Genomic DNA, 20192 nt, shown 5'->3' on the forward strand with positions numbered 1-20192 from the left:
AGTTTTTTCAAAGTATAAATAAGAAGTGGATGATGAAGAATGCCTAGAATAAATAAGGGAGAATTAGAGCTTGAACTTCTATTATTAGCTATATTTCGTCTCTCAGGCTATGATTTTAGGCAATATATGAAATCCTCTATTATGAGAAGAGTCCAAAATCGATTAAGCCTTGAGAGATTGCCGAATATTTCCAGTTTAACTGAAAAAGTTATTCACGATGAGACTTACTTGAATAAAGTATTAAGTGACTTTTCCATTAATGTGACTGAAATGTTTAGGGATCCATCCTTCTTCAAGGCCTTTCGTCATGAGATTGTCCCCATTCTAAAGAAACTCCCTGAGATTAGAATCTGGCATGCTGGCTGCTCTACAGGGGAAGAAGTCTACTCAACGGCCATAATTATGGAAGAAGAAGGACTTGGAGACCGAACGAAGATTTATGCAACTGATATGAATGAAAAAGTTCTCTCACATGCGGAGCAAGGAATTATTCCGCTTCAAAAAATGCAGACATATACCAAAAACTATATGCTTGCAGGCGGGAAGCGTTCGTTCTCTGAGTACTATACAGCGGATTGTGAATCTGCCTATTTAAATCCAAACTTGCTTGAAAATGCTGTCTTTGCCCAGCATAATTTAGTAACAGACTGCTCATTTAATGAATTTCATGTCATCATTTGCCGGAATGTCCTTATTTATTTTAATATTGACCTTCAGGTACGTGTTCTTGAGCTTTTTAATGAAAGTCTCACTTCAGATGGATTTCTTGGACTTGGCAGCAAAGAATCGATCCGAACAGAGTCAGGTATATTTGAAGATTTTAACCTAAAAGAAAAATTATTTCGGAAAAAACGGTCATAACCACTTTTTGTCAGCAAGTATTTGGCAATAATATGAGTGTTGTGGTCAATAATACTATATGAAAAAGGTACACATTTCTATTATGAAAGTGTACCTTTTTTTATGATCTTTTGAAACCTTTCTAATTGTAATGTTACTTATTTTTTGTTAAATTATTATTATGTAACATTGTGTTGTAGGAGGAATTACTGTGGAGTATGTCGATCCTATCAGAGACATAGATAAGATCCTTGCTATAAAAGAGAATTTAAGAAAGCAATCATCAAGGGATCTATTGCTATTCGTTTTGGGGATTAATACAGGAATTAGAGTACATGATTTACTTTCTCTGAAGGTTATTGATGTTTGGGATGGATCAAGTGTAAGGGAATTTTTATATGTCAGTGATGAGAAAAGCGAAGAAAAAAAGGGATACTATATAAATAATCAAGTGAAAATGGCTTTGGAAAATTACCTTGCTGCCTTGGAACTAACAGAAAGTGATTATCTCTTTAAATCAAAAAAGAATAATCTTCCTATTACACGCCAGCAAGCTTATCGAATTATTAATCATGCAGCAAAGGAAGTTGGGATTAGCGGGAAGATAGGCACACATACTTTAAGAAAGACTTTCGGTTACCATGCCTACCGTAAAGGAATAGCGATTTCCATATTAATGGCTATTTATAATCATCAAACACCTGCAGAAACCTTGCGTTACCTTGGGATTGAGAAGAATGATAAACATTTAATAAAATTGGATGTTAATTTATAAATAAAAAAACTCTTCCACTACTAAATAGTAGTTGGAAGAGTGGAGATCAATTTGCTTGATCATCATCTATATCAAGGGGTTCGATCATTCGAACATGTTTCAGTTCCTTCACAATATCTTCTGTCACATTTACTTGTAGTGTTTCTGTATCTTTCATAAATTTGAAAACACCGTTATTAAAATCTGTGCCATGGTCCTTAAAGAAGATACCTTCATAGTCAACTTCTTTTGTATAGTTAAAACTTAAGCGGTAAACCTCCCCATCTTTAGTAAGATAGGCGCGTACTCCTTTTTCAAATTGGCCCTCTTGGTCTCTAAGAGCACGTGAAACGGAAACGATATGAAGATCTACAAATGGGATTTCACGTAATAAGGAGTTAATAATTGACCCCTTTGCAATTTGCTCCCAGCGGCTTTGAGCTGTCTGACCTAAAACAATCTGTGTTATTTTCTTTTCTCGGGCAATTTCTGCAACTACTTTTGCAATCGGACGTTTTTCATTATCTTTTAGAATAAATGCTTCTGCACTATGCTGTTTAGCTATCTCCTGCCATCTCGTAATATAATCTGATTTCTCTGCATCCAGCTCATCAAAAGGCAAACGATCGATGGTCAGTATATATAATGGGCAATCAAGCATATGTGCGATATTACAGCCACGCTGAATGAGGCGTTCACCATTTGGTCCATAATAGACGCAGACGAGGATGCTTTCGTCCATACGTCCTTTGAATTTCTTCATTTTTTATTCACCTCAAAGTTAGATGGAATTTAACGGTTTGCCCGTTAAACTATGTATGACTATAGCTTATGCACTCATTTCAGTCAATAACATTCTTTGTTAAATGAGGAAAAGGCAATTTTTAAAAGTTTTGACGTAAGGAGGGGGCTTGATGTCCTGGTTACATATTATGATCTTCATTCCATTTATTTTTGCGCTTTTTGTGCCATTTGTTTATAAATGGTTTACACCACAAGTGCATACAGGCTGGTTTGTACTTGCTGCCCCACTAGCAGTATTTCTATATTTATTAAAGTATATCCCCACCATTTCAGCAGGAGAGGCGATTCGCTCAGATTTACCATGGATGCCATCCTTAGGGATCAATTATACAATATATATTGATGGGTTAGGACTTATTTTTGGTTTGTTAATAACAGGTATAGGTGCTCTTGTTGTCTTATATTCCATTTATTATATGTCCAAAGAGCGAGAAGCACTTCATAACTTTTATGTGTATATGCTCTTATTTATGGGAGCCATGCTTGGTCTAGTGTCCTCAGATAATATTTTGGTCTTATATGTGTTCTGGGAATTAACAAGTGTTTCATCGTTCTTGTTAATTGCCTATTGGTATCAACGGAAAAATTCGCGTAATGGTGCCCAGAAGTCGATGTTAATTACGATATTTGGCGGTCTTGCTATGCTGGCAGGAATGATCATGCTCTCTATGGTGGCCGAAACATACAGCATACGTGAAATTTTGAGCAGCACAGAAATGATTACAGCAGATTCTTTATTTCTCCCTGCAATGATTCTAATTCTATTAGGGGCGTTTACAAAATCTGCTCAATTTCCATTTAGCATTTGGCTTCCAGATGCAATGGAGGCGCCAACTCCAATTAGTGCATACTTGCATTCTGCTACGATGGTAAAGGCAGGAATTTATTTAGTTGCCCGGTTCACACCAGTATTTGGAGGAAGTGCAGAATGGTTTTGGATCGTTTCTAGTGTTGGATTAATTACATTAATCTATGGGTCTGTTAATGCTGTTAATCAAAAGGATTTAAAAGGATTATTAGCATACTCAACAATTAGCCAACTTGGACTGATTATGTGCCTGCTGGGTGTTGGCTCAGCATCCTTATATTTTGGCTATGGAGATGAGTCTACTGTCTATGCATTTGCAGTATTAGCCGCCCTTTTCCACTTAATAAATCACTCAACCTTTAAAGGAAGTTTGTTTATGGTTGTCGGGATTATTGACCATGAAACAGGAACACGTGATATTCGAAAGTTAGGCGGTCTAATGAGCCTGATGCCTGTTTCATTCACATTAACTATAATTGGAAGCTTTGCTATGGCTGGCCTCCCACCTTTTAATGGGTTTTTGAGTAAAGAGATGTTTTTTACAGGTATATTAACTGTCACTGAATCACCTGTGTTTGGGATGGAAAGCCTTGGATTGGCATTTCCGATAATCGCATGGATAGCAAGTGTGTTTACATTTATTTATTGTATGATTCTAGTGTTCAAAACGTTTATGGGCAAGCATCGCCCAGAAAGACTGGATAAGGAAGCGCATGAAGCACCAATTGGCATGTTAATTCCCCCAATGATCTTAGGCGGGCTAGTCATCATTATTTTCTTTTTCCCAAATGTGGTTTCAAAGTATTTGCTGCAGCCGGCTTTAATTGCGGTGTTGCCTAGATTTGCGGAAACGGGCGGGATAGATGTAAATATTACACCATGGCATGGGTGGAGCACAGAATTAATAATGACAATCGGTGTCATTGGCTTTGGTGTCCTTATGTACCGCTATTTAAGGAAGTGGTCCCCGCTATATGGGTATTTCCCTCAGGTATTGACGCTTAATCATATGTATAATCAATCACTTGCAGGTACGGAAAAAATATCGCTGAAATTGACAAAAAAATATATGACCGGATTTGTCCGTGACTATCTCGTGTATATTTTTACATTTATGATTTGTCTTCTAGGAAGTGCTCTTTGGTTGTCTAAGGGGTTGTCATTTGACTCATCGAATGATGCACCAATCCATGTGTATGAGGGTGGAGTGATTGTAGCAGTGCTTATTGCTGCATTTACTGTGCTTTTGGCTAAATCAAGATTTACAGCAATTATAGCTGTTGGCGCACTTGGTTATCTTGTTACCTTATTCTTTGTTATTTTCCGGGCTCCGGATTTAGCCCTTACACAGCTTGTTGTTGAAACTGTGACAGCAGCTTTATTCTTACTATGCTTCCATCATCTGCCTGAATTGCGAAAGGAAAGAAGCAGTATTCCATTTAAAGTGACTAATCTTCTTATTTCATTAGGAGTAGGCACAATCGTCACATTGATAGCCTTATCAGTAAATAATCATCGCCTTTTTGAATCGATTTCAGGCTACTTTGAAGATTCTTATTCACTTGCTGGAGCGAAAAACATTGTTAATGCGATTCTAGTTGATTTTCGCGGTTTGGATACGATGTTGGAGATTCTTGTTTTATGTATCGCAGGTCTAGGTGTTTATACACTAATAAAACTTCGATTAGTAGGGAGGGAGAAGGAATGAAACCGAATGATGTCATTTTGCATTCAGTAACAAAGGTTGCTGTCGTTATTATTCTAACCTTCTCTATTTATCTTTTCTTTGGGGGCCATCACAATCCAGGTGGAGGATTTATAGGTGGACTTAGTGTGGCTTCTGGACTGGTTCTTCTCTATCTAACTTTTGATATTGAAACAGTAAGAAAAAATATTCCTGTCGATTTCAAAAAAGTTGCTGGCTTTGGTGTTTTAATCGCCGTTCTAACAGGTGCTAGTTCCTTTTTATTTGATAAACCCTTTTTGAATCAAGCGTTCGGATATTTTGATCTTCCGATTTTCGGGAAAACAGAGCTTGCTACTGCTGTTCTTTTTGATGTTGGGGTTGCCTTAGCAGTTATAGGAACAGCTGTGACAATCATTTTAAGTATAAGTGAGGATGGATAGAAATGGAAACGTCAATGTCTATTCTTATTGGTGTCCTTTTTACAATTGGAACGTATTTAATTTTAACGAAAAGTTTACTGCGAATTATATTAGGTACATCCGTTATCAGTCATGGAGTAAATTTGCTTATTCTAACAATGGGTGGTTTGAAGACAGGGGGTCCCCCATTGTTAGGCAAGCATGATACGACATTCACAGATTCCTTGCCGCAAGCGCTTATCTTAACAGCAATTGTAATTAATTTCGCAGTGACTGCGCTCTTCTTAGTGCTTAGTTATCGCACGTATCAAACATTGGGGACTGATGACATGGATCAATTAAGGGGTATGGAAGATGAATAATGTTGTAATACTGCCGATTTTAATTCCACTCATTGCTGGACTTGTAATGGTCATCTTCCGGAAAAGTATTCTACTCCAACGGCTATTAAGTATTTTTGTAATTTTTGCATTAGGTGCTGTATCAATCACGTTAATGAATCAAATAAAGAATGAAGGGATACAGACCCTTCAGGCAGGAGGCTGGGAGGCACCATTTGGGATTAGCTTAGTGGCGGACATGTTTGCTGCTATCTTGCTGCTTACTACTAGTATCGTCGCCCTTTTCTGCTTGATTTTTGCTTTTTCAACTATTGGACGAGAACGAGAAGAACATTATTTTTATCCATTGTTTTTATTTCTAATTACAGGTGTAAACGGGTCGTTTTTGACGGGTGACTTATTCAATTTATTTGTTTGTTTTGAAGTTATGTTAATTTCATCTTATGTACTTATCTCATTAGGGGGGACAAAACCTCAGCTTAGGGAGTCAATTAAGTATATTTTGATTAATGTCATTTCGTCCTCATTATTCCTTCTTGCTATTGCTTATTTGTATGCAATAACTGGTACATTAAATTTAGCTGATCTTTCCTTACGTGTGGCAGAAGCTGGGCAGGACGGTCTAATGACAACGGTCAGCTTATTGTTTTTGATTGTATTTGGAATGAAAGCAGCTCTATTCCTTTTCTTTTGGCTGCCAGGTTCTTATAGTGCACCGCCAACAGCCATTGCTGCTATTTTTGCTGCATTACTAACAAAAGTAGGAATTTATGCGATCTTCCGCTTATTTACCCTCGTGTTTTATCATGAGCCACAAATTACTCATTTGTTAATAGGTATTCTTGGTGCGATAACGATGGTGCTCGGTGCTATAGGTGCGATAGCCTACTGGGATATTAAGAAAATACTAACCTATAATGTGGTAGTGGGTGTTGGCTTTATTATTGCAGGGCTAGCATCCTTTACATCGATGGGTATGATGGGATCGATTTACTATCTGATTCATGACATGATCATTAAGGCACTTATTTTCCTTTTGGGTGGGACTATTATTCATCTTACTGGAACGAGTAAGCTGAAAGATATAAGTGGGCTTATACGAAATCATCCTTATTTAGGCTGGATGTTCTTTATTGCTGCACTTTCTCTGTCTGGAATTCCGCCACTTAGTGGCTTTTTAGGGAAGGTATTTATTACAAGGGGAACCTTTGAAACAGGTTATTTTTGGCTGGGTGCGATGGGCTTAATAACGAGTCTGCTCGTTCTATATTCAATTATGAAGATCTTTATGAATAGTTTTTGGGGAGAAACCTACTTAAGCAAGGAGATGGAGAAAGGTAAAGTGAATAGGAGCATCATGGTTCCAATTGCCGGCCTTACCTTTATTACAATTGCACTTGGATTAGGAGCAGAAGGAATTCATGAATATATCCAATTAGCAACGGATAGTATGATGAATCCTAATTTATATATAGATTCTGTTTTGGGCAGAAATCCAATCCGTTAGTAACATGAAAGTAATCCGACTATGATGGAAAGGAGGGGGGACCATTGCCCGTTCAAGTATTAATCAATCTTTTTATCGCTTTTTTATGGATGTTTTTCCAAGATGAATGGAGTATCTTGTCCTTTTTTGGTGGCTATTTAGTTGGTATCCTTGTGTTGTTTAGTTTGCGTCGTTTCTTCCCAGCCTCCTTTTATTTGAAACGATTTTACTCCATTCTTAAATTATTTCTCTTGTTTATAAGTGAGGCTGTTTCATCAAGCATTTATGTAATTCGTCAGGTCATTGGGCCGAAGGTTGATATTACACCTGGAATATTCAAGACGGAAACAGAGTTAGAGGGGAATATGGAAATAACTCTTCTTGCTTTGCTTTTGACTTTAACCCCTGGATCGGTTGTGATGGAAGTGTCTGCGGATAATAAGGTTTTTTATATTCATGGGTTGAACCTGCCAGAATCAGAGCATGCAGTGATTCAGTCGAAAATTAAATATGAGAAAGCGATAAAGGAGGTAACACGATAATGTTCAAACTATTTCTGATTGGCTGTTTATTTTTTCTTACTCTTTCTATCATAGCTGCACTCTATCGAGTAGTTAAAGGTCCTTCAATGCCAGATCGGGTGATGGCGTTGGACAATATCGGGATAAACCTTCTTGCAGGTGTAGCAATCCTTTCCATTCTTCTTCATACACATGCGTTTCTAGATATCATTCTTTTATTGGGGATTTTATCTTTTGTTGGCACAATCGCCTTCGCAAGATATATTGAAAGGGGTGTTGTGATTGAACGCAAGCATGGTGAGTGAAATTATTGTTACTGTTTTAATTTTTATCGGGACAGCTTTTAGTTTCCTAAGTGCAATTGGATTAATCCGTTTGCCTGATGTGTATACTCGTGCACATGCAGCATCAAAAAGTACAAGTCTTGGCGTTCTTTGTATACTATTCGGTACCTTTCTTTATTTCATGCTGACAGAAGGCTATATTAGTATCCGATTAATACTGGGAATCTTCTTTGTGTTTCTAACGTCTCCAGTTGTTGCTCATCTGTTAAATCGGGCTGCTTATCGTTCTAATGTTGAAATGACAAAAGAAAGTATACAAGATGACTTAAAAGAGTATTTGAAGCAAAGCGATTCTTAAAAGTGAATAGACGATTCCTAAAAAAGGAAGCAAATAATTCAAAAGATTATTTGCTTCCTTTTTTATTGTTTTTTTGTAAACGTTGTTTCTCAATAAGACATAGTTGGTAGAGGTTGATTTGCGCTCCAGGTGCTCGCTTTCCGCGGGGTGGGCGGTGAGCCTCCTCGGAGCATCCGCTCCTGTGGGGTCTCACCTGTCCCACTTCTCCCGCAGGAGTCTCACACCTTCCGCTCCAATCAACCAATTTTTTTGGTCAACCTATTTCATTTACATAACATTAATTTGCTTGTATTAAGACAACACACATGTCATCGTCTGCGTTTGCTTGTTGTTTTTTTGATAAAAGATAATCGATGGGCTGCTTGTCTAGCGATTCATTCCAAAAGTAAGAGGCAGTTTTTTTCAAATAATTGAATCCGTTTGGTTCGTATTTTTCGATTGCTTCTTCGACTCCATCCGTACAAAGAAGGAGCTGAATCGATTTAGAATAAGTAATAATAGCCTTTTTTATTTGAATATCTTCAAAAAAGCCAATTGCACATGTATTGCTAGCAAGCTCAGCTACTTCCTTGTTATCTATGAATGCAAATCCTGTTGGATGGCCAGCATTTACATATTCAAGGGTTTTATTCTTTGTATTAAGGATAAGGTAGATGCCTGTGAAATAATAAGGGATTTGCTGATTTCGATGATTAAGTGAGTTCATCCAGCGATTAAGCTCCTTCATTACATATTCAGGATCAGAAGCTTTTGTTATGGCATCTCTTAAAACGGATGAAATAAACATGCATACGAGTGAGGCAGATATTCCATGCCCCATCATATCAAGCTGGATTGCTGCGTAACGGTATTCGTCAATCTTTTGCCAATAATACATATCACCTGCTAGCTTATATGCAGGTAAGTAGGAGGCCTTTAATAGTATATTTTCATTAATAATTGGTTCGCTTAGTAAGCTTGTTTGTACTTGCATGGATAGGTCGAGTTCATTTCTAATCTTTTCATCCTGTTCGATATGCCAATCTTTTTCATATTTTAGCCTTAATGCTACTCGAATACGGGCAAGCAGCTCCGTTTTATTAATAGGTTTCATCACATAGTCACTTCCGCCAGCATCGAGTGCCTCTACTACTTTATTAGAATCCTCGAGTGCGGTTACAAAGATGACAGGAATATCCTTTAGATGTGGAATCTGCTGAAGTCGTCTGCAAGCCTCTATTCCGTCCATCTCAGGCATCATTATGTCCAATAGTATAATATCCACCTGCATAGGTAATGGCGACTTTTTCTGAAAGTAGGCGAATAATTCTTTTGCTGATGTTAATGAAAGGTAGTCGTTATAACCTGCACGTTTTAGAATGTTTTCAATGACAAATAAGTTCGATTGATTATCGTCTACAATAAGAATCCCCATACTTATTGCCTCCTTTCTCATTTTTCTTGTATTGAAGACTGTATTCGAAGCTGTGTTGCAAATTAATATGTAGTGGGTAGAGATCAACCAACTTTTTTAGTAAGGCTTTTTTTAAAAAGATTGTTGTTTTTTGAATAAATATAGTGAGTGAAAATCACAGACAAATATGGTTAGTTGATTGTAGCGGAAGGCGCGAGACTCCTGCGGGAAGTGTGGGACAGGTGAGACCCCGCAGACGCTTTAGCGTCGAGGAGGCTCAGCGCCCACCCCGCGGAAAGCGAGCGACCTGGAGCGGAAATCAACTTCTACGAATTCGTGTTATAAGCAACCATGTTTGCGAAAATAGCCTTTAGCAGAGATCTTTTAATAAAGAGCCTTATTGAATGAATATATGAATATGTGCAATGGATTTAGTTATTATTATTATATTTTAAAAATAGACATAGCTGTTAGAGATTCGCTTGAAAACAATTCAAATGGCATAGCAGAAGGGGTTATTTAAATAGTACTATTCGAATAAATGGGTAATTATTACTGTGAGTACACGATTGTTTGTCCTTTATACGTGAACAAATGTATTTATACGGAGGAAAAACACTTGATTATTTTCTGAATAGGAGTAAAATTAAGATTAAATTTTTAGAGATTAGGAGATGTATGGATGAAGGTTGTGAAGTTTGGTGGTTCATCTTTAGCATCTGGAAAACAAATTGAGAAGGTATTCCAGATTGTTCTATCTGATATGGAAAGAAAAGTAGTTGTTGTATCTGCTCCAGGGAAGAGATTTGCTGCTGATCATAAAGTAACTGATTTATTAATTGAGTGTGCGGAGCAATGCTTGTTAAATCTTGATTCAAGAGAATTATATGAAAGGATCATAGAGAGATATTCTTCGATTGCTAAAGAGTTAAAGGTTTCGGATGAAGTTATTAAAGATATTGAGGATGATTTATTAGGGAGGTTGAATGGAGATAAAAGCCAACCAGCAGAGTTCATGGATTTAGTGAAAGCAAGCGGAGAGGATAATCATGCTAAATTGGTAGCAGCTTATTTTCAGCAGCAGGGAGTTGAGGCACATTATGTAAATCCAAAGGATGCGGGCCTATTTGTAAGCCCTGACCCAGGAAATGCTCAAGTTCTCCCAGAATCTTATGACATGCTCTATGCCCTCAATGAACGTTCTGGCATATTAATTTTTCCTGGTTTTTTTGGATATAGCAAGGAAGGGAAGGTTTATACTTTTTCACGAAGCGGTTCGGATGTAACGGGCTCCATACTTGCTAATGGACTAAAGGTAAATTTGTACGAAAACTTCACAGATGTGGATGCCGTCTACTCGGTCAATCCATCAATCGTTGGTTGTCCAAAAGAGGTTAAGGTATTAACCTATCGGGAAATGCGTGAGCTTTCATACGCGGGATTTACCGTTCTTCATGATGAGGCGCTCGTTCCGGCATTTAAGGCCGGGATTCCCGTTCAAATAAAGAATACGAACAATCCTTTAGCACCAGGGACAAGGATTGTCTCTGAACGTGATAACACGAATGGGCCAGTTATTGGTATCGCAAGTGATCATGGGTTTTGTAGTATCTATGTAAGCAAATACTTAATGAATAGGGAAGTTGGATTTGGTCGGAAGCTTTTAGCGATTCTAGAAAGCTTTGGGTTATCGTATGAACATATCCCTTCAGGTATTGATGATATCTCAATCATTCTAAGGGAAAATCAATTCACTGCATCCATGGAAACGGAAATAAAAAATCGTATCGAAATAGAGCTTCACACCGATGAAGTAGTAATCGAGCGAGGTCTTGCCCTCATTATGGTTGTTGGTGAAGGCATGCGCCATAATATCGGAACAACAGCAAAGGCTTCAAAAGCTTTAGCCGAGGCAAATGTTAATATTGAGATGATTAACCAAGGTTCATCAGAGGTCAGTATGATGTTCGGGGTGAAGGAGGTAGATGAAAAACGGGCAGTGCGGGCACTTTATGAGGAATTCTTTGCCGCGGTGACAGTATAGAGGATGCTGCCGATGTGATTATTGGATAGGATACAAGAAAGAGTAGCTTTTCTGATGAGAAGCTACTCTTTCTATTTATATCATTTTCTCAAAATTTATTCGCTTGTTCAGCACATACATCAATGGAATACCTACAGCCATGACAACGAATTCCCCGATAGCAGTTGTGAGCCATGTAAAGCCAAATGGCAATCCGAATGCGAGGTTAAGTTCAAGGGCAATAATCCACATCATCCCCGTAAAGACGACAGTGTTTACAACCATTCGAACCCAAATTTTCTTAATATAGCGGCAGCAAATAATCGTGATCAGTAAGGAAAGCAGCGAATGCCCCACTCCGAAAATTAGATCATATGCTTTCATGGGCGAAAACAACAGGTTTGTTAAAAATACACCTAGTATGATTCCATAAATATACTTTTTATTGAAGACAACTAAGTGATTAAACATTTCGGAAACCCGAAACTGGACGGCTGTAAACCCAAAAGGCTGAATTAGCATGGATACAGCAATATATAAAGCTGCCAAAATTCCATTGCCAACAATTGTTTTAACATTCATATTCTATTCTCTCCTTAGTTTTTTTTCGTGGGAGGTTCTCGAACCACGTGAGCAATCGCTCAAGGATAATATTTTAATGTAAAAAAATAAGTCTGTCAATCTTTCATTTTTGTAGTTTGCTTTCTGATTACATATAGTATGACGAATAAAGTTCATATCTATTTAACACTTGGCAACAATAAGGGTGACATATTCGTGTTTTCATTCAATTGAATATAAAATGTAAACGCTTTACTATTATGAGTAACAAAGGGTTTATTTTTTATAAAATTCAGACAGGAAGGGGTTTGGAAGATGGGAAATGAGCAACAAGGAAATTCAGGTTTTAAAATGAAAGTACAGCGGTTTGGAAGTTTTTTAAGTGGGATGATTATGCCGAATATCGGGGCATTCATCGCTTGGGGTCTTATTACGGCATTATTTATTCCTACAGGTTGGTTTCCACGTGAGGACTTTGCTGAATTAGTTGGTCCGATGATTAATTATTTACTGCCTATTCTAATCGGTTTTACAGGTGGACGTCTTGTTCATGATATTCGAGGTGGAGTAGTAGGGGCAACCGTGACGATGGGGGTAATCGTTGGTGCCGATATTCCAATGTTCCTAGGAGCAATGATTGTTGGTCCTCTAGGGGGCTGGGCAATAAAAACATTTGATAAACTGATTGAAGGCAAGGTTAAGTCAGGTTTTGAAATGCTCGTAAACAACTTTTCAGCAGGAATTATCGGTGGTTTCTTAACACTAGTTGCATATAAATTAATTGGACCATTTGTTAATGCTTTAACAAATTTCCTTGCAGATGGAGTACAATTCATCTTTGATCTGAATTTATTGCCACTTGCAAGTGTTTTTATTGAACCAGCAAAAGTTCTGTTTTTAAATAATGCGATTAATCATGGGATTCTCGGGCCGCTAGGGATTGAACAAGCTGCTGAAGCTGGGAAATCGATCTTATTCTTACTAGAGTCAAACCCTGGCCCTGGACTTGGAATTTTGCTTGCCTATATGATCTTTGGAAGAGGGGCAGCCAAACAAACAGCGCCTGGAGCAGGAATTATCCACTTCTTCGGTGGGATTCATGAAATTTACTTCCCATATATCTTAATGAAGCCAGTATTATTAGTAGCAGCCATTGCTGGGGGTGCATCAGGCGTATTTACATTGCATTTATTCGATGCAGGACTAGTAGCCGCTCCTTCACCAGGAAGTATTTTTGCCATCCTAGCTCTAACGCCAAAAGGCAATTATATCGGTGTCATTTTAGGTGTGCTAGTGGCAACTGTCGTATCCTTCTTGATTTCTTCTATAATATTGAAAACATCTAAGAAATCAGGAGAAGATGATTTAGCGAAAGCAGCGGAAAAAACTTCTGCATTAAAAGGAAAAGAGAGCAGAGCTGCAGATTTGATCCAACCGAAAGTAGAAGAAACTACTCAAGAGGATGGACTTGCAAATGTAAAGCATATCATTTTTGCATGTGATGCTGGTATGGGTTCAAGTGCAATGGGTGCTTCGATTTTAAGAAATAAAATGAAGAAGGCCAATATCGATGTTTCTGTTACGAATATGGCGATTAGTAATCTTCCAGCAGATGCAGAAGTGGTTATTACCCATAAAGATTTAACTGGCCGAGCAAAAGAGAAGGCACCAAAGGCCAACCATATTTCAGTTGAAAACTTTTTAAATAGCCCTAAATATGATGAGCTAGTTAATAAGTTATCTAAATAAAAGCTATACACCTAACTCGGCCTAATTCGAAAGAAATTTAGGCTGAGTTTTGTCCACGTTCAGCTCCAGCGCCTACCCCCTCGAGGTCACAAGCCAATCCTCCCAGAAAGGTCAAGGACACCTTTCCGTGAGGCTTGTCTTGTGCTTGTCGGGGGTGATCAAGGCGCTTGCGCATTTGTCAATGGTTGAAGGTTGTAATAAATGAGGTGATTGAAATGAATATTTCAGCACGAGAAAAAATGATTATAGAAGCATTAATCGTGGAACAGGAAGAAGTGACGATTAAAAAGCTATCAGAATTAATCGATGTGAGTGCACGAACGATCCATCGGGATTTGGATAAAATCAAAGAGTTTCTCGGTTCATATCATCTTACTCTTGTACGAAAATCTGGGGTTGGGGTTCAGATTACTGGTTCGGAAAAGGATAAACTCGAATTGAAACAGCAGCTAGGCGGGCTGAATTTTAGAGAGTATACGCTAGATGAAAGACAAACCATGATTCTTTGTATCTTGTATGAATCGTCTGAACCGATCAAACTCTATACCCTTGCAAAGGAACTTAGGGTTTCTATTGCAACCGTAAGCGCAGACCTGATTAAACTAGAAGAACAATTACAGCCTTTGCAACTATCAATTATTAAGAAAAGAGGATACGGTGTAGAGCTTGCAGGTACAGAAAAAGCAAAGCGAAGGGCGATTAGCTTTGCCATTGCCAAAACATTAAAGGAAGAAGGATTATTTTCCCTTATTAAAGAACAAATTCAACAACAAACAAAAAATCAAGGTGATTCCATTTCTAACCGATTAATGCATCTTGTCGATCGGAACAAATTATTGATCATCGAAGAGGAATTGAAGGATTTACAGCATGAGCTTCAAATTTCTATGACAGATAGTTCCTATGTTGGATTAATGGTACATCTTGGGTTAGCGATTGAAAGAATTATGTTAGGGGAAAATATTGAGATTGATGACCTGTATCTTCAGCAACTTAGGCAGGAACCGGAATATCCAATGGCTGAGAAAATTATCGATAAGCTAAAGAAACGTTTCCAAATTGATATACCCCAAGCTGAGATAGGCTATATAACTATGCATCTTCAAGGTGCAAAGCCTCGTCAACAGGAAGGGATACTGCACGAAGCTTCTAATTTAGAAATGTATATGCAAGTAAAGAAATTGGTGCAGATTATGGAAGAAACATCTGGTTCTAGTCTAATCAATAATAAATCGCTCTTAGAAGGTCTTGTTACTCATTTAAAGCCTGCTATCTATAGAATTAAACAGAATATGGGCATATTTAATCCTTTATTAAAAGAAATCCAAAGGGACTATGAGGATTTGTTTGAACAAGTTAGGATGGCCGCTGAGAAGGTCTTTCCAACACTCCCTATTCCAGATGAAGAAATTGGCTATTTAGTTATGCATTTTGGTTCTGCCATGCTCAATTTAAAAGAGAAAGGTGATTTAAAAGCCTATATTGTTTGCTCTAGTGGCATCGGAACGTCTAAATTACTTGCTTCTCGGTTGAAACAAGACATTCATGAAATTGCAGAAGTGGCTAATATTTCTCTATTTGACTTAAATAAACTTCCCATTACTGATAGGGATTTAGTTATTTCAACGATTGATTTAAAAGGGTTCCATCGAGAATATATCATGGTTAGTCCATTTATGACAAAAGGAGAAATTCATCAAGTAAAGCTATATGCAAGAAGGAAAATGATGTTGAAGAGGCCAGATCCAAACGGAAAAAGAATCGATTCAAATGCAGAAGTTCTGATGAAAAGAATGGAAATGCTTCATTTATATACGGGTGTGATATCTAAGATTTTGGCCAATTTTTATTTAATTAGACGTACTAATCAATTATCAGCGATGGATTGTATAAGCGATGCATGTAACCAGCTAGAAAGAGAGCATATTATTAAGGATGCAAAACGTGTTTCAGAAGCTCTTTTCGCTAGGGAGGCTATCGGTGGCATAGGTATACCAGGAACGAAACTGGCTTTATATCATACAAGCAGTGAAGATGTATGTGAGCCTTCGTTCACCATGTATAAACTGGAGCAGCCTGTTGTAATGATAGGAATGGATGGAAGTCACATGGATGTGCATACATTATTATTATTGTTGTCCCCAAAGCCTTATCATGCACCAGGTTTGGAAGTGCTTAGTCTAATTAGTACAATGATTATTGAAAATGCAAATAGCATAAATTTATTCGAGACAGAAGGGGAGGGACCCATTCACTCCCATCTAGCAAAGAAATTCGAACATTTTATCTCAGGAAAATTAAACTAATGGAGGCGTTTTTATTATGGTATTGCCAATTTTATCTGTAGAAAACATCATGTTAAATCAAGAACTTGCATCTAAGGAAGAGGCAATCCAGTTAGCGGGGCAAATACTTGTTGACAGAGGATATGTGCAGCCAGAATACAAGGCAAAAATGCTAGAGCGAGAAGAAATGACTTCTACCTTTATGGGGAATTTTGTTGCTATTCCACATGGAACAGATGATGCAAAAAAAGAAGTGAAAGAATCCGGAATCTCCATCATTCAAGTGCCAGATGGCGTCGACTTCGGCGGTGGCAATATTGTGAAACTGATATTTGGAATAGCGGGAAAAGGCAATGAACATTTAGATATATTATCACAAATTGCCATTGTCGTCTCAGAGGTAGAGAATGTAGAAGAAATTGTGCGAGCTACTTCAAAAGAAGATGTGCTCTCATTTTTTGAAGGAGTCAATTAAGATGAAAGCTGTTCATTTTGGGGCCGGCAATATTGGGAGAGGTTTTATAGGAAGCTTGCTGTATCAATCAGGGTATGAAACTTGTTTTGTAGATGTGAATAGTGAGCTAGTTGATTTGCTGAATGAAAAAAGACAATATACCGTTCAATTGGCAAATGCGGAACATGAACAAACACTTGTAGAAAATGTACATGCAATTAACAGTAGTAAAGATCCCAGCCTTGTAGAAGAAGTCATTGCTAGCGCAGATCTTGTCACAGCAGCGGTTGGGCCGAACGTACTTCCCTTAATTGCAGGATTGATTGCAAACGGGTTGAGAAAGCGGATAACACAATCTGATAAAGAATTAACGATAATTGCATGTGAAAACATGATTAATGGCAGCACTCTTCTAAAAGAAAAAGTATATGAGCTTTTAAATGAAGGCGAAAAGATTCGATTTGATAAGCAGTTTAGTTTTCCTAATGCGGCAGTTGATCGGATTGTTCCTAATCAAACAAATGAAGATAAATTAATGGTTACGGTCGAACCATTCTATGAATGGATTGTAGACGAGTCAGGGATTAAAGGGGAGAAGCCTCCTATTAATGGAATTACATATGTTCCGGATTTGCAGCCTTATATTGAAAGAAAACTGTTTACAGTAAATACAGGTCATGCAGTAGTTGCTTATTTTGGTTATTTAGCTGGAATTCGAAGCATGGCTCAAGCACTTGAGAATAAAGAAATAAAAGAAGTAATTGAAAATGTCTTACAGGAAACGAGTAGGTATCTTACTTCGAAATATGGGTTTGATGTGCAAGCACATAGTGAGTATGTCCAAAAGATCATTAATCGTTTTGCCAACCCGTTTATTTCTGATGATACGACAAGAGTTGGACGCTCACCTATTCGGAAACTTAAAAATAATGACCGACTCGTACGTCCTGCGACACAATATGTGGAAATGTTTGGAGAGGTCCCGGTTAATTTAGCTAAAGGAATAGCTGCAGCCCTATCTTATAATTACGTTGAAGATCCAGATGCAAAGGAAATTCAAGAAGTGATTCAACAAAAAGGGATTGAACATGCCATTGAATTGTATACTGGCTTACAGGCTGGAACAGATCTATTTGAAGAAGTGAACCGTCAATATAAACAAATGGCAAAAAAATAATTCAATCGAATGACAGTGTAGCTTCATTCGATTAGCAGTATAAGGAGTCGATGGTTTTGAAAACAAATGCATTTGCAGTTATTGCAGAAGCTGGCATTCATGCACGACCAGCAACTGGGCTAGTACAGGTAGCTTCTAAATTCTCTTCTGAGATACTTATTGAGTATAAGGAGAAAAAGGTAAACTTGAAATCAATTCTTGGCGTTATGTCGCTAGGTATTGTAAAGGGTGGATCATTTTCCATCTATACTGAAGGAGAGGATGAAGTAGAAGCATTGCTTGCTCTTGAAAATTTCCTTAAAACGGAAGGGATAATCGAATCATGACGAATACTTTAACTGGTATTGCCGCTTCAAGCGGTGTTGCGATTGGCAAAGCCTATTTAATGACTGAGCCCGAATTGACTGTGACGAAAAAAACGATTACTAATGTTGACGATGAAATGGCGAGATTTCATGATTCCATTAAGGCATCTAAACAAGAACTTGAACAAATTCGGGACCGTACCGCAGCCCAGCAGGGAGATGAGAATGCAGCCATTTTCGACGCTCACCTATTAGTATTAAGTGATCCTGAGTTAGTCGGTACGATTGAAGGAAAAGTAAGAAATGAGACAGTAAACGCTGAGTATGCCTTGCAAGAAACGGCAGATTCATTGGTTGCCATGTTTGAACAGATGGATAATGAATACATGCGTGAGCGTGCGGCAGATATTCGTGACGTTACAAAGCGTGTGCTCGCAAAGCTTCTAAATGTTTCAATTCCCAATATAGGAGCTATTAATGAAGAAGTCATTATTATCTCAAAGGACTTAGTACCATCTGATACGGCTCAATTAAATCGAGATTATATAAAAGGATTTATAACGGATATGGGTGGGCGTACATCCCATTCTGCTATTATGGCCCGTTCAATGGAAATCCCTGCTGTTGTAGGGACGAAAAGTGCGACATCCACGATAACAAATAATGATTTCATTATTATGGACGGGGATAAAGGTGAAGTTTATATTAATCCTGCTAAAGAGATAATTGAAGAGTATGAACAAAGACAAATTCAACTAGAAGCCCAAAAGAAAGAATTAGCTTTGCTTAAAAATGAATCAACGATTACATTAGATGGCAAGCGAGTAGAAGTAGCCTCCAATATTGGAACCCCTCAAGAAGCAGAAATCGTTCTTGAGAATGGAGGAGAAGGAGTAGGGCTCTACCGTACAGAATTTCTTTATATGGAAAGGGAGTCACTCCCGACTGAGGAAGAACAATTCCAGGCATACAAACAAGTGCTAGAGAAGATGGGAAACAAGCCGGTAGTAGTGAGAACATTAGATATAGGCGGAGATAAGCAGCTTCCTTATTTATCGCTGCCTGAAGAGATGAATCCATTTCTCGGTTTCCGTGCCATCCGACTCTGTTTAGAAGAGCAAGAAATCTTCCGAATTCAGCTTCGTGCTTTACTGCGAGCAAGCAGCTTCGGCAATCTCAAAATAATGTTCCCAATGATTGCTACTTTAGAGGAATTCCTTGAAGCCAAGCAAATTCTGCTTGAGGAAAAAAGCTCACTTCAGGAACAAGGAGTTACTGTATCAAACAGCATCGAAATAGGAATTATGGTTGAGATTCCTTCGACAGCTATTCTTGCAGACCAATTTGCCCGTGAAGTTGATTTCTTTAGTATTGGAACAAATGATTTAATACAATATACAATGGCTGCAGATCGGATGAATGAAAGAGTTTCTTATTTATATCAGCCATATAATCCAGCAATACTTAGATTGGTGAAAATGGTCATAGACGCGGCACATGCAAATGGAAAATGGGCAGGCATGTGTGGGGAAATGGCAGGAGACCCGATTGCTATTCCGCTGCTGCTTGGCCTAGGCTTAGATGAATTTTCAATGAGTGCCCCATCCATGCTAAAAGCAAGACGACAAATTAACCAATTAAGCCAAAGCGATATGGTTAATCTGGCTAATCAGGCCCTTAGCATGCAAACTTCTGAACAAGTGAAGCAATTTGTAAAAGAAACCGTAGAAATTCAATGAAATGAAAGGTACCATTATTCAATTTCTATTGATGATGGTACCTTATTTAAATAGTCAATTTTTGTTTATATTAGACTCTTTCCTATAAAGATTGTTGTTCTTTCAAATATGTTTTTTGTGAAAACTGTTTCTAAAAAAGTTGGTTGATTGGAGCGGAAGGTACGAGACTCCTGCGGGAGTAGTGGGACAGCTGAGACCCCACAG

The 20192-nt window shown here is 38.0% G+C and carries 19 protein-coding genes and 1 riboswitch; of the genes, 16 read left to right on the top strand and 3 right to left on the bottom strand.

Going from position 1 to position 20192, the window contains the following annotated elements; translation table 11 throughout:
* Positions 1-39 precede the first annotated feature (39 nt).
* Positions 40-861: a CheR family methyltransferase gene (locus ACFYKT_RS12690; protein ID WP_389220005.1), complete on the top strand. Its 822-nt coding sequence runs from the start codon at positions 40-42 to the stop codon at positions 859-861.
* A 190-nt stretch (positions 862-1051) separates the two neighbouring features.
* Entirely contained in the window at positions 1052-1615 is a 564-nt protein-coding gene (locus ACFYKT_RS12695; RefSeq protein ID WP_389220007.1) for a tyrosine-type recombinase/integrase, read from the top strand.
* 46 nt (positions 1616-1661) lie between these two features.
* On the opposite strand, the gene ACFYKT_RS12700 is transcribed toward ACFYKT_RS12695, so the two are convergent.
* Positions 1662-2357 carry a universal stress protein gene (locus tag ACFYKT_RS12700; protein ID WP_389220009.1) on the bottom strand — a complete coding sequence of 232 codons (696 nt, stop codon included), beginning with the start codon at positions 2355-2357 and terminating at the stop codon, positions 1662-1664.
* A gap of 151 nt (positions 2358-2508) precedes the next feature.
* Between ACFYKT_RS12700 and ACFYKT_RS12705 the strand changes: the two genes are divergently transcribed.
* From ACFYKT_RS12705 to mnhG, 7 genes are read left to right on the top strand one after another with little or no spacing between them, the layout of a single operon-like run.
* Positions 2509-4914 (top strand): Na+/H+ antiporter subunit A, encoded by a 2406-nt coding sequence (locus ACFYKT_RS12705; protein WP_389220011.1) that lies wholly within the window; start codon positions 2509-2511, stop codon positions 4912-4914.
* Positions 4911-5333, top strand: coding sequence for a Na(+)/H(+) antiporter subunit B (locus tag ACFYKT_RS12710; protein ID WP_389220013.1), 423 nt, complete (start codon positions 4911-4913; stop codon positions 5331-5333). Before ACFYKT_RS12705 ends, ACFYKT_RS12710 begins: the two co-directional genes overlap by 4 nt.
* Before the next feature lie 2 nt (positions 5334-5335).
* Positions 5336-5674 (top strand): Na(+)/H(+) antiporter subunit C, encoded by a 339-nt coding sequence (locus ACFYKT_RS12715; RefSeq protein WP_389220015.1) that lies wholly within the window; start codon positions 5336-5338, stop codon positions 5672-5674.
* Positions 5667-7160, top strand: coding sequence for a Na+/H+ antiporter subunit D (locus ACFYKT_RS12720; protein ID WP_389220017.1), 1494 nt, complete (start codon positions 5667-5669; stop codon positions 7158-7160). Before ACFYKT_RS12715 ends, ACFYKT_RS12720 begins: the two co-directional genes overlap by 8 nt.
* Positions 7161-7204: 44 nt before the next feature.
* Positions 7205-7681 carry a Na+/H+ antiporter subunit E gene (locus ACFYKT_RS12725; protein ID WP_389220019.1) on the top strand — a complete coding sequence of 159 codons (477 nt, stop codon included), beginning with the start codon at positions 7205-7207 and terminating at the stop codon, positions 7679-7681.
* On the top strand, positions 7681-7965 hold the full coding sequence (locus ACFYKT_RS12730; protein WP_389220020.1) for a Na(+)/H(+) antiporter subunit F1: 285 nt from the start codon (positions 7681-7683) through the stop codon (positions 7963-7965). Before ACFYKT_RS12725 ends, ACFYKT_RS12730 begins: the two co-directional genes overlap by 1 nt.
* Positions 7943-8302, top strand: coding sequence for a monovalent cation/H(+) antiporter subunit G (gene mnhG / locus ACFYKT_RS12735; protein ID WP_389220021.1), 360 nt, complete (start codon positions 7943-7945; stop codon positions 8300-8302). The genes ACFYKT_RS12730 and mnhG overlap by 23 nt, the downstream gene beginning before the upstream one ends.
* Positions 8303-8579: 277 nt before the next feature.
* Here mnhG and ACFYKT_RS12740 read toward each other — a convergent pair whose 3' ends face one another.
* The gene (locus ACFYKT_RS12740) at positions 8580-9716 is read right to left on the bottom strand and encodes a SpoIIE family protein phosphatase (protein WP_389220023.1); all 1137 of its coding nucleotides are present in this window, start codon (positions 9714-9716) and stop codon (positions 8580-8582) included.
* A gap of 661 nt (positions 9717-10377) precedes the next feature.
* Here ACFYKT_RS12740 and ACFYKT_RS12745 point away from each other — a divergent pair.
* Entirely contained in the window at positions 10378-11739 is a 1362-nt protein-coding gene (locus ACFYKT_RS12745; protein WP_389220025.1) for an aspartate kinase, read from the top strand.
* A gap of 75 nt (positions 11740-11814) precedes the next feature.
* Here the strand turns inward: ACFYKT_RS12745 and ACFYKT_RS12750 are convergent, their stop codons facing one another.
* Positions 11815-12300: a QueT transporter family protein gene (locus ACFYKT_RS12750; RefSeq protein ID WP_389220027.1), complete on the bottom strand. Its 486-nt coding sequence runs from the start codon at positions 12298-12300 to the stop codon at positions 11815-11817.
* Positions 12301-12308: 8 nt separating this feature from the next.
* Positions 12309-12353: riboswitch (PreQ1 riboswitch) on the bottom strand.
* Between the two features lie 241 nt (positions 12354-12594).
* On the opposite strand from ACFYKT_RS12750, the gene ACFYKT_RS12755 reads away from it, so the two are divergent.
* From ACFYKT_RS12755 to ptsP, 6 genes are all read left to right on the top strand, one after another.
* A complete protein-coding gene (locus ACFYKT_RS12755) occupies positions 12595-14028 on the top strand; it encodes a PTS mannitol transporter subunit IICB (protein ID WP_389220029.1) in 1434 nt (477 codons plus the stop codon).
* A gap of 206 nt (positions 14029-14234) precedes the next feature.
* The gene (locus ACFYKT_RS12760; RefSeq protein ID WP_389220342.1) at positions 14235-16334 is read left to right on the top strand and encodes a BglG family transcription antiterminator; all 2100 of its coding nucleotides are present in this window, start codon (positions 14235-14237) and stop codon (positions 16332-16334) included.
* A gap of 22 nt (positions 16335-16356) precedes the next feature.
* Positions 16357-16788, top strand: a complete 432-nt coding sequence (locus ACFYKT_RS12765) for a PTS sugar transporter subunit IIA (protein ID WP_389220345.1) — start codon at positions 16357-16359, stop codon at positions 16786-16788.
* Position 16789: 1 nt separating this feature from the next.
* The gene (locus ACFYKT_RS12770; RefSeq protein WP_389220031.1) at positions 16790-17944 is read left to right on the top strand and encodes a mannitol-1-phosphate 5-dehydrogenase; all 1155 of its coding nucleotides are present in this window, start codon (positions 16790-16792) and stop codon (positions 17942-17944) included.
* A 56-nt stretch (positions 17945-18000) separates the two neighbouring features.
* A complete protein-coding gene (locus tag ACFYKT_RS12775) occupies positions 18001-18270 on the top strand; it encodes a phosphocarrier protein HPr (RefSeq protein WP_389220033.1) in 270 nt (89 codons plus the stop codon).
* Positions 18267-19988 (top strand): phosphoenolpyruvate--protein phosphotransferase, encoded by a 1722-nt coding sequence (gene ptsP / locus ACFYKT_RS12780; RefSeq protein ID WP_389220035.1) that lies wholly within the window; start codon positions 18267-18269, stop codon positions 19986-19988. The genes ACFYKT_RS12775 and ptsP overlap by 4 nt, the downstream gene beginning before the upstream one ends.
* Positions 19989-20192 lie beyond the last annotated feature (204 nt).

Origin of the sequence: Cytobacillus mangrovibacter (assembly GCF_042865275.1) — a bacterium.
Taxonomy (GTDB): Bacteria; Bacillota; Bacilli; order Bacillales; family Cytobacillaceae; genus Cytobacillus; species Cytobacillus mangrovibacter.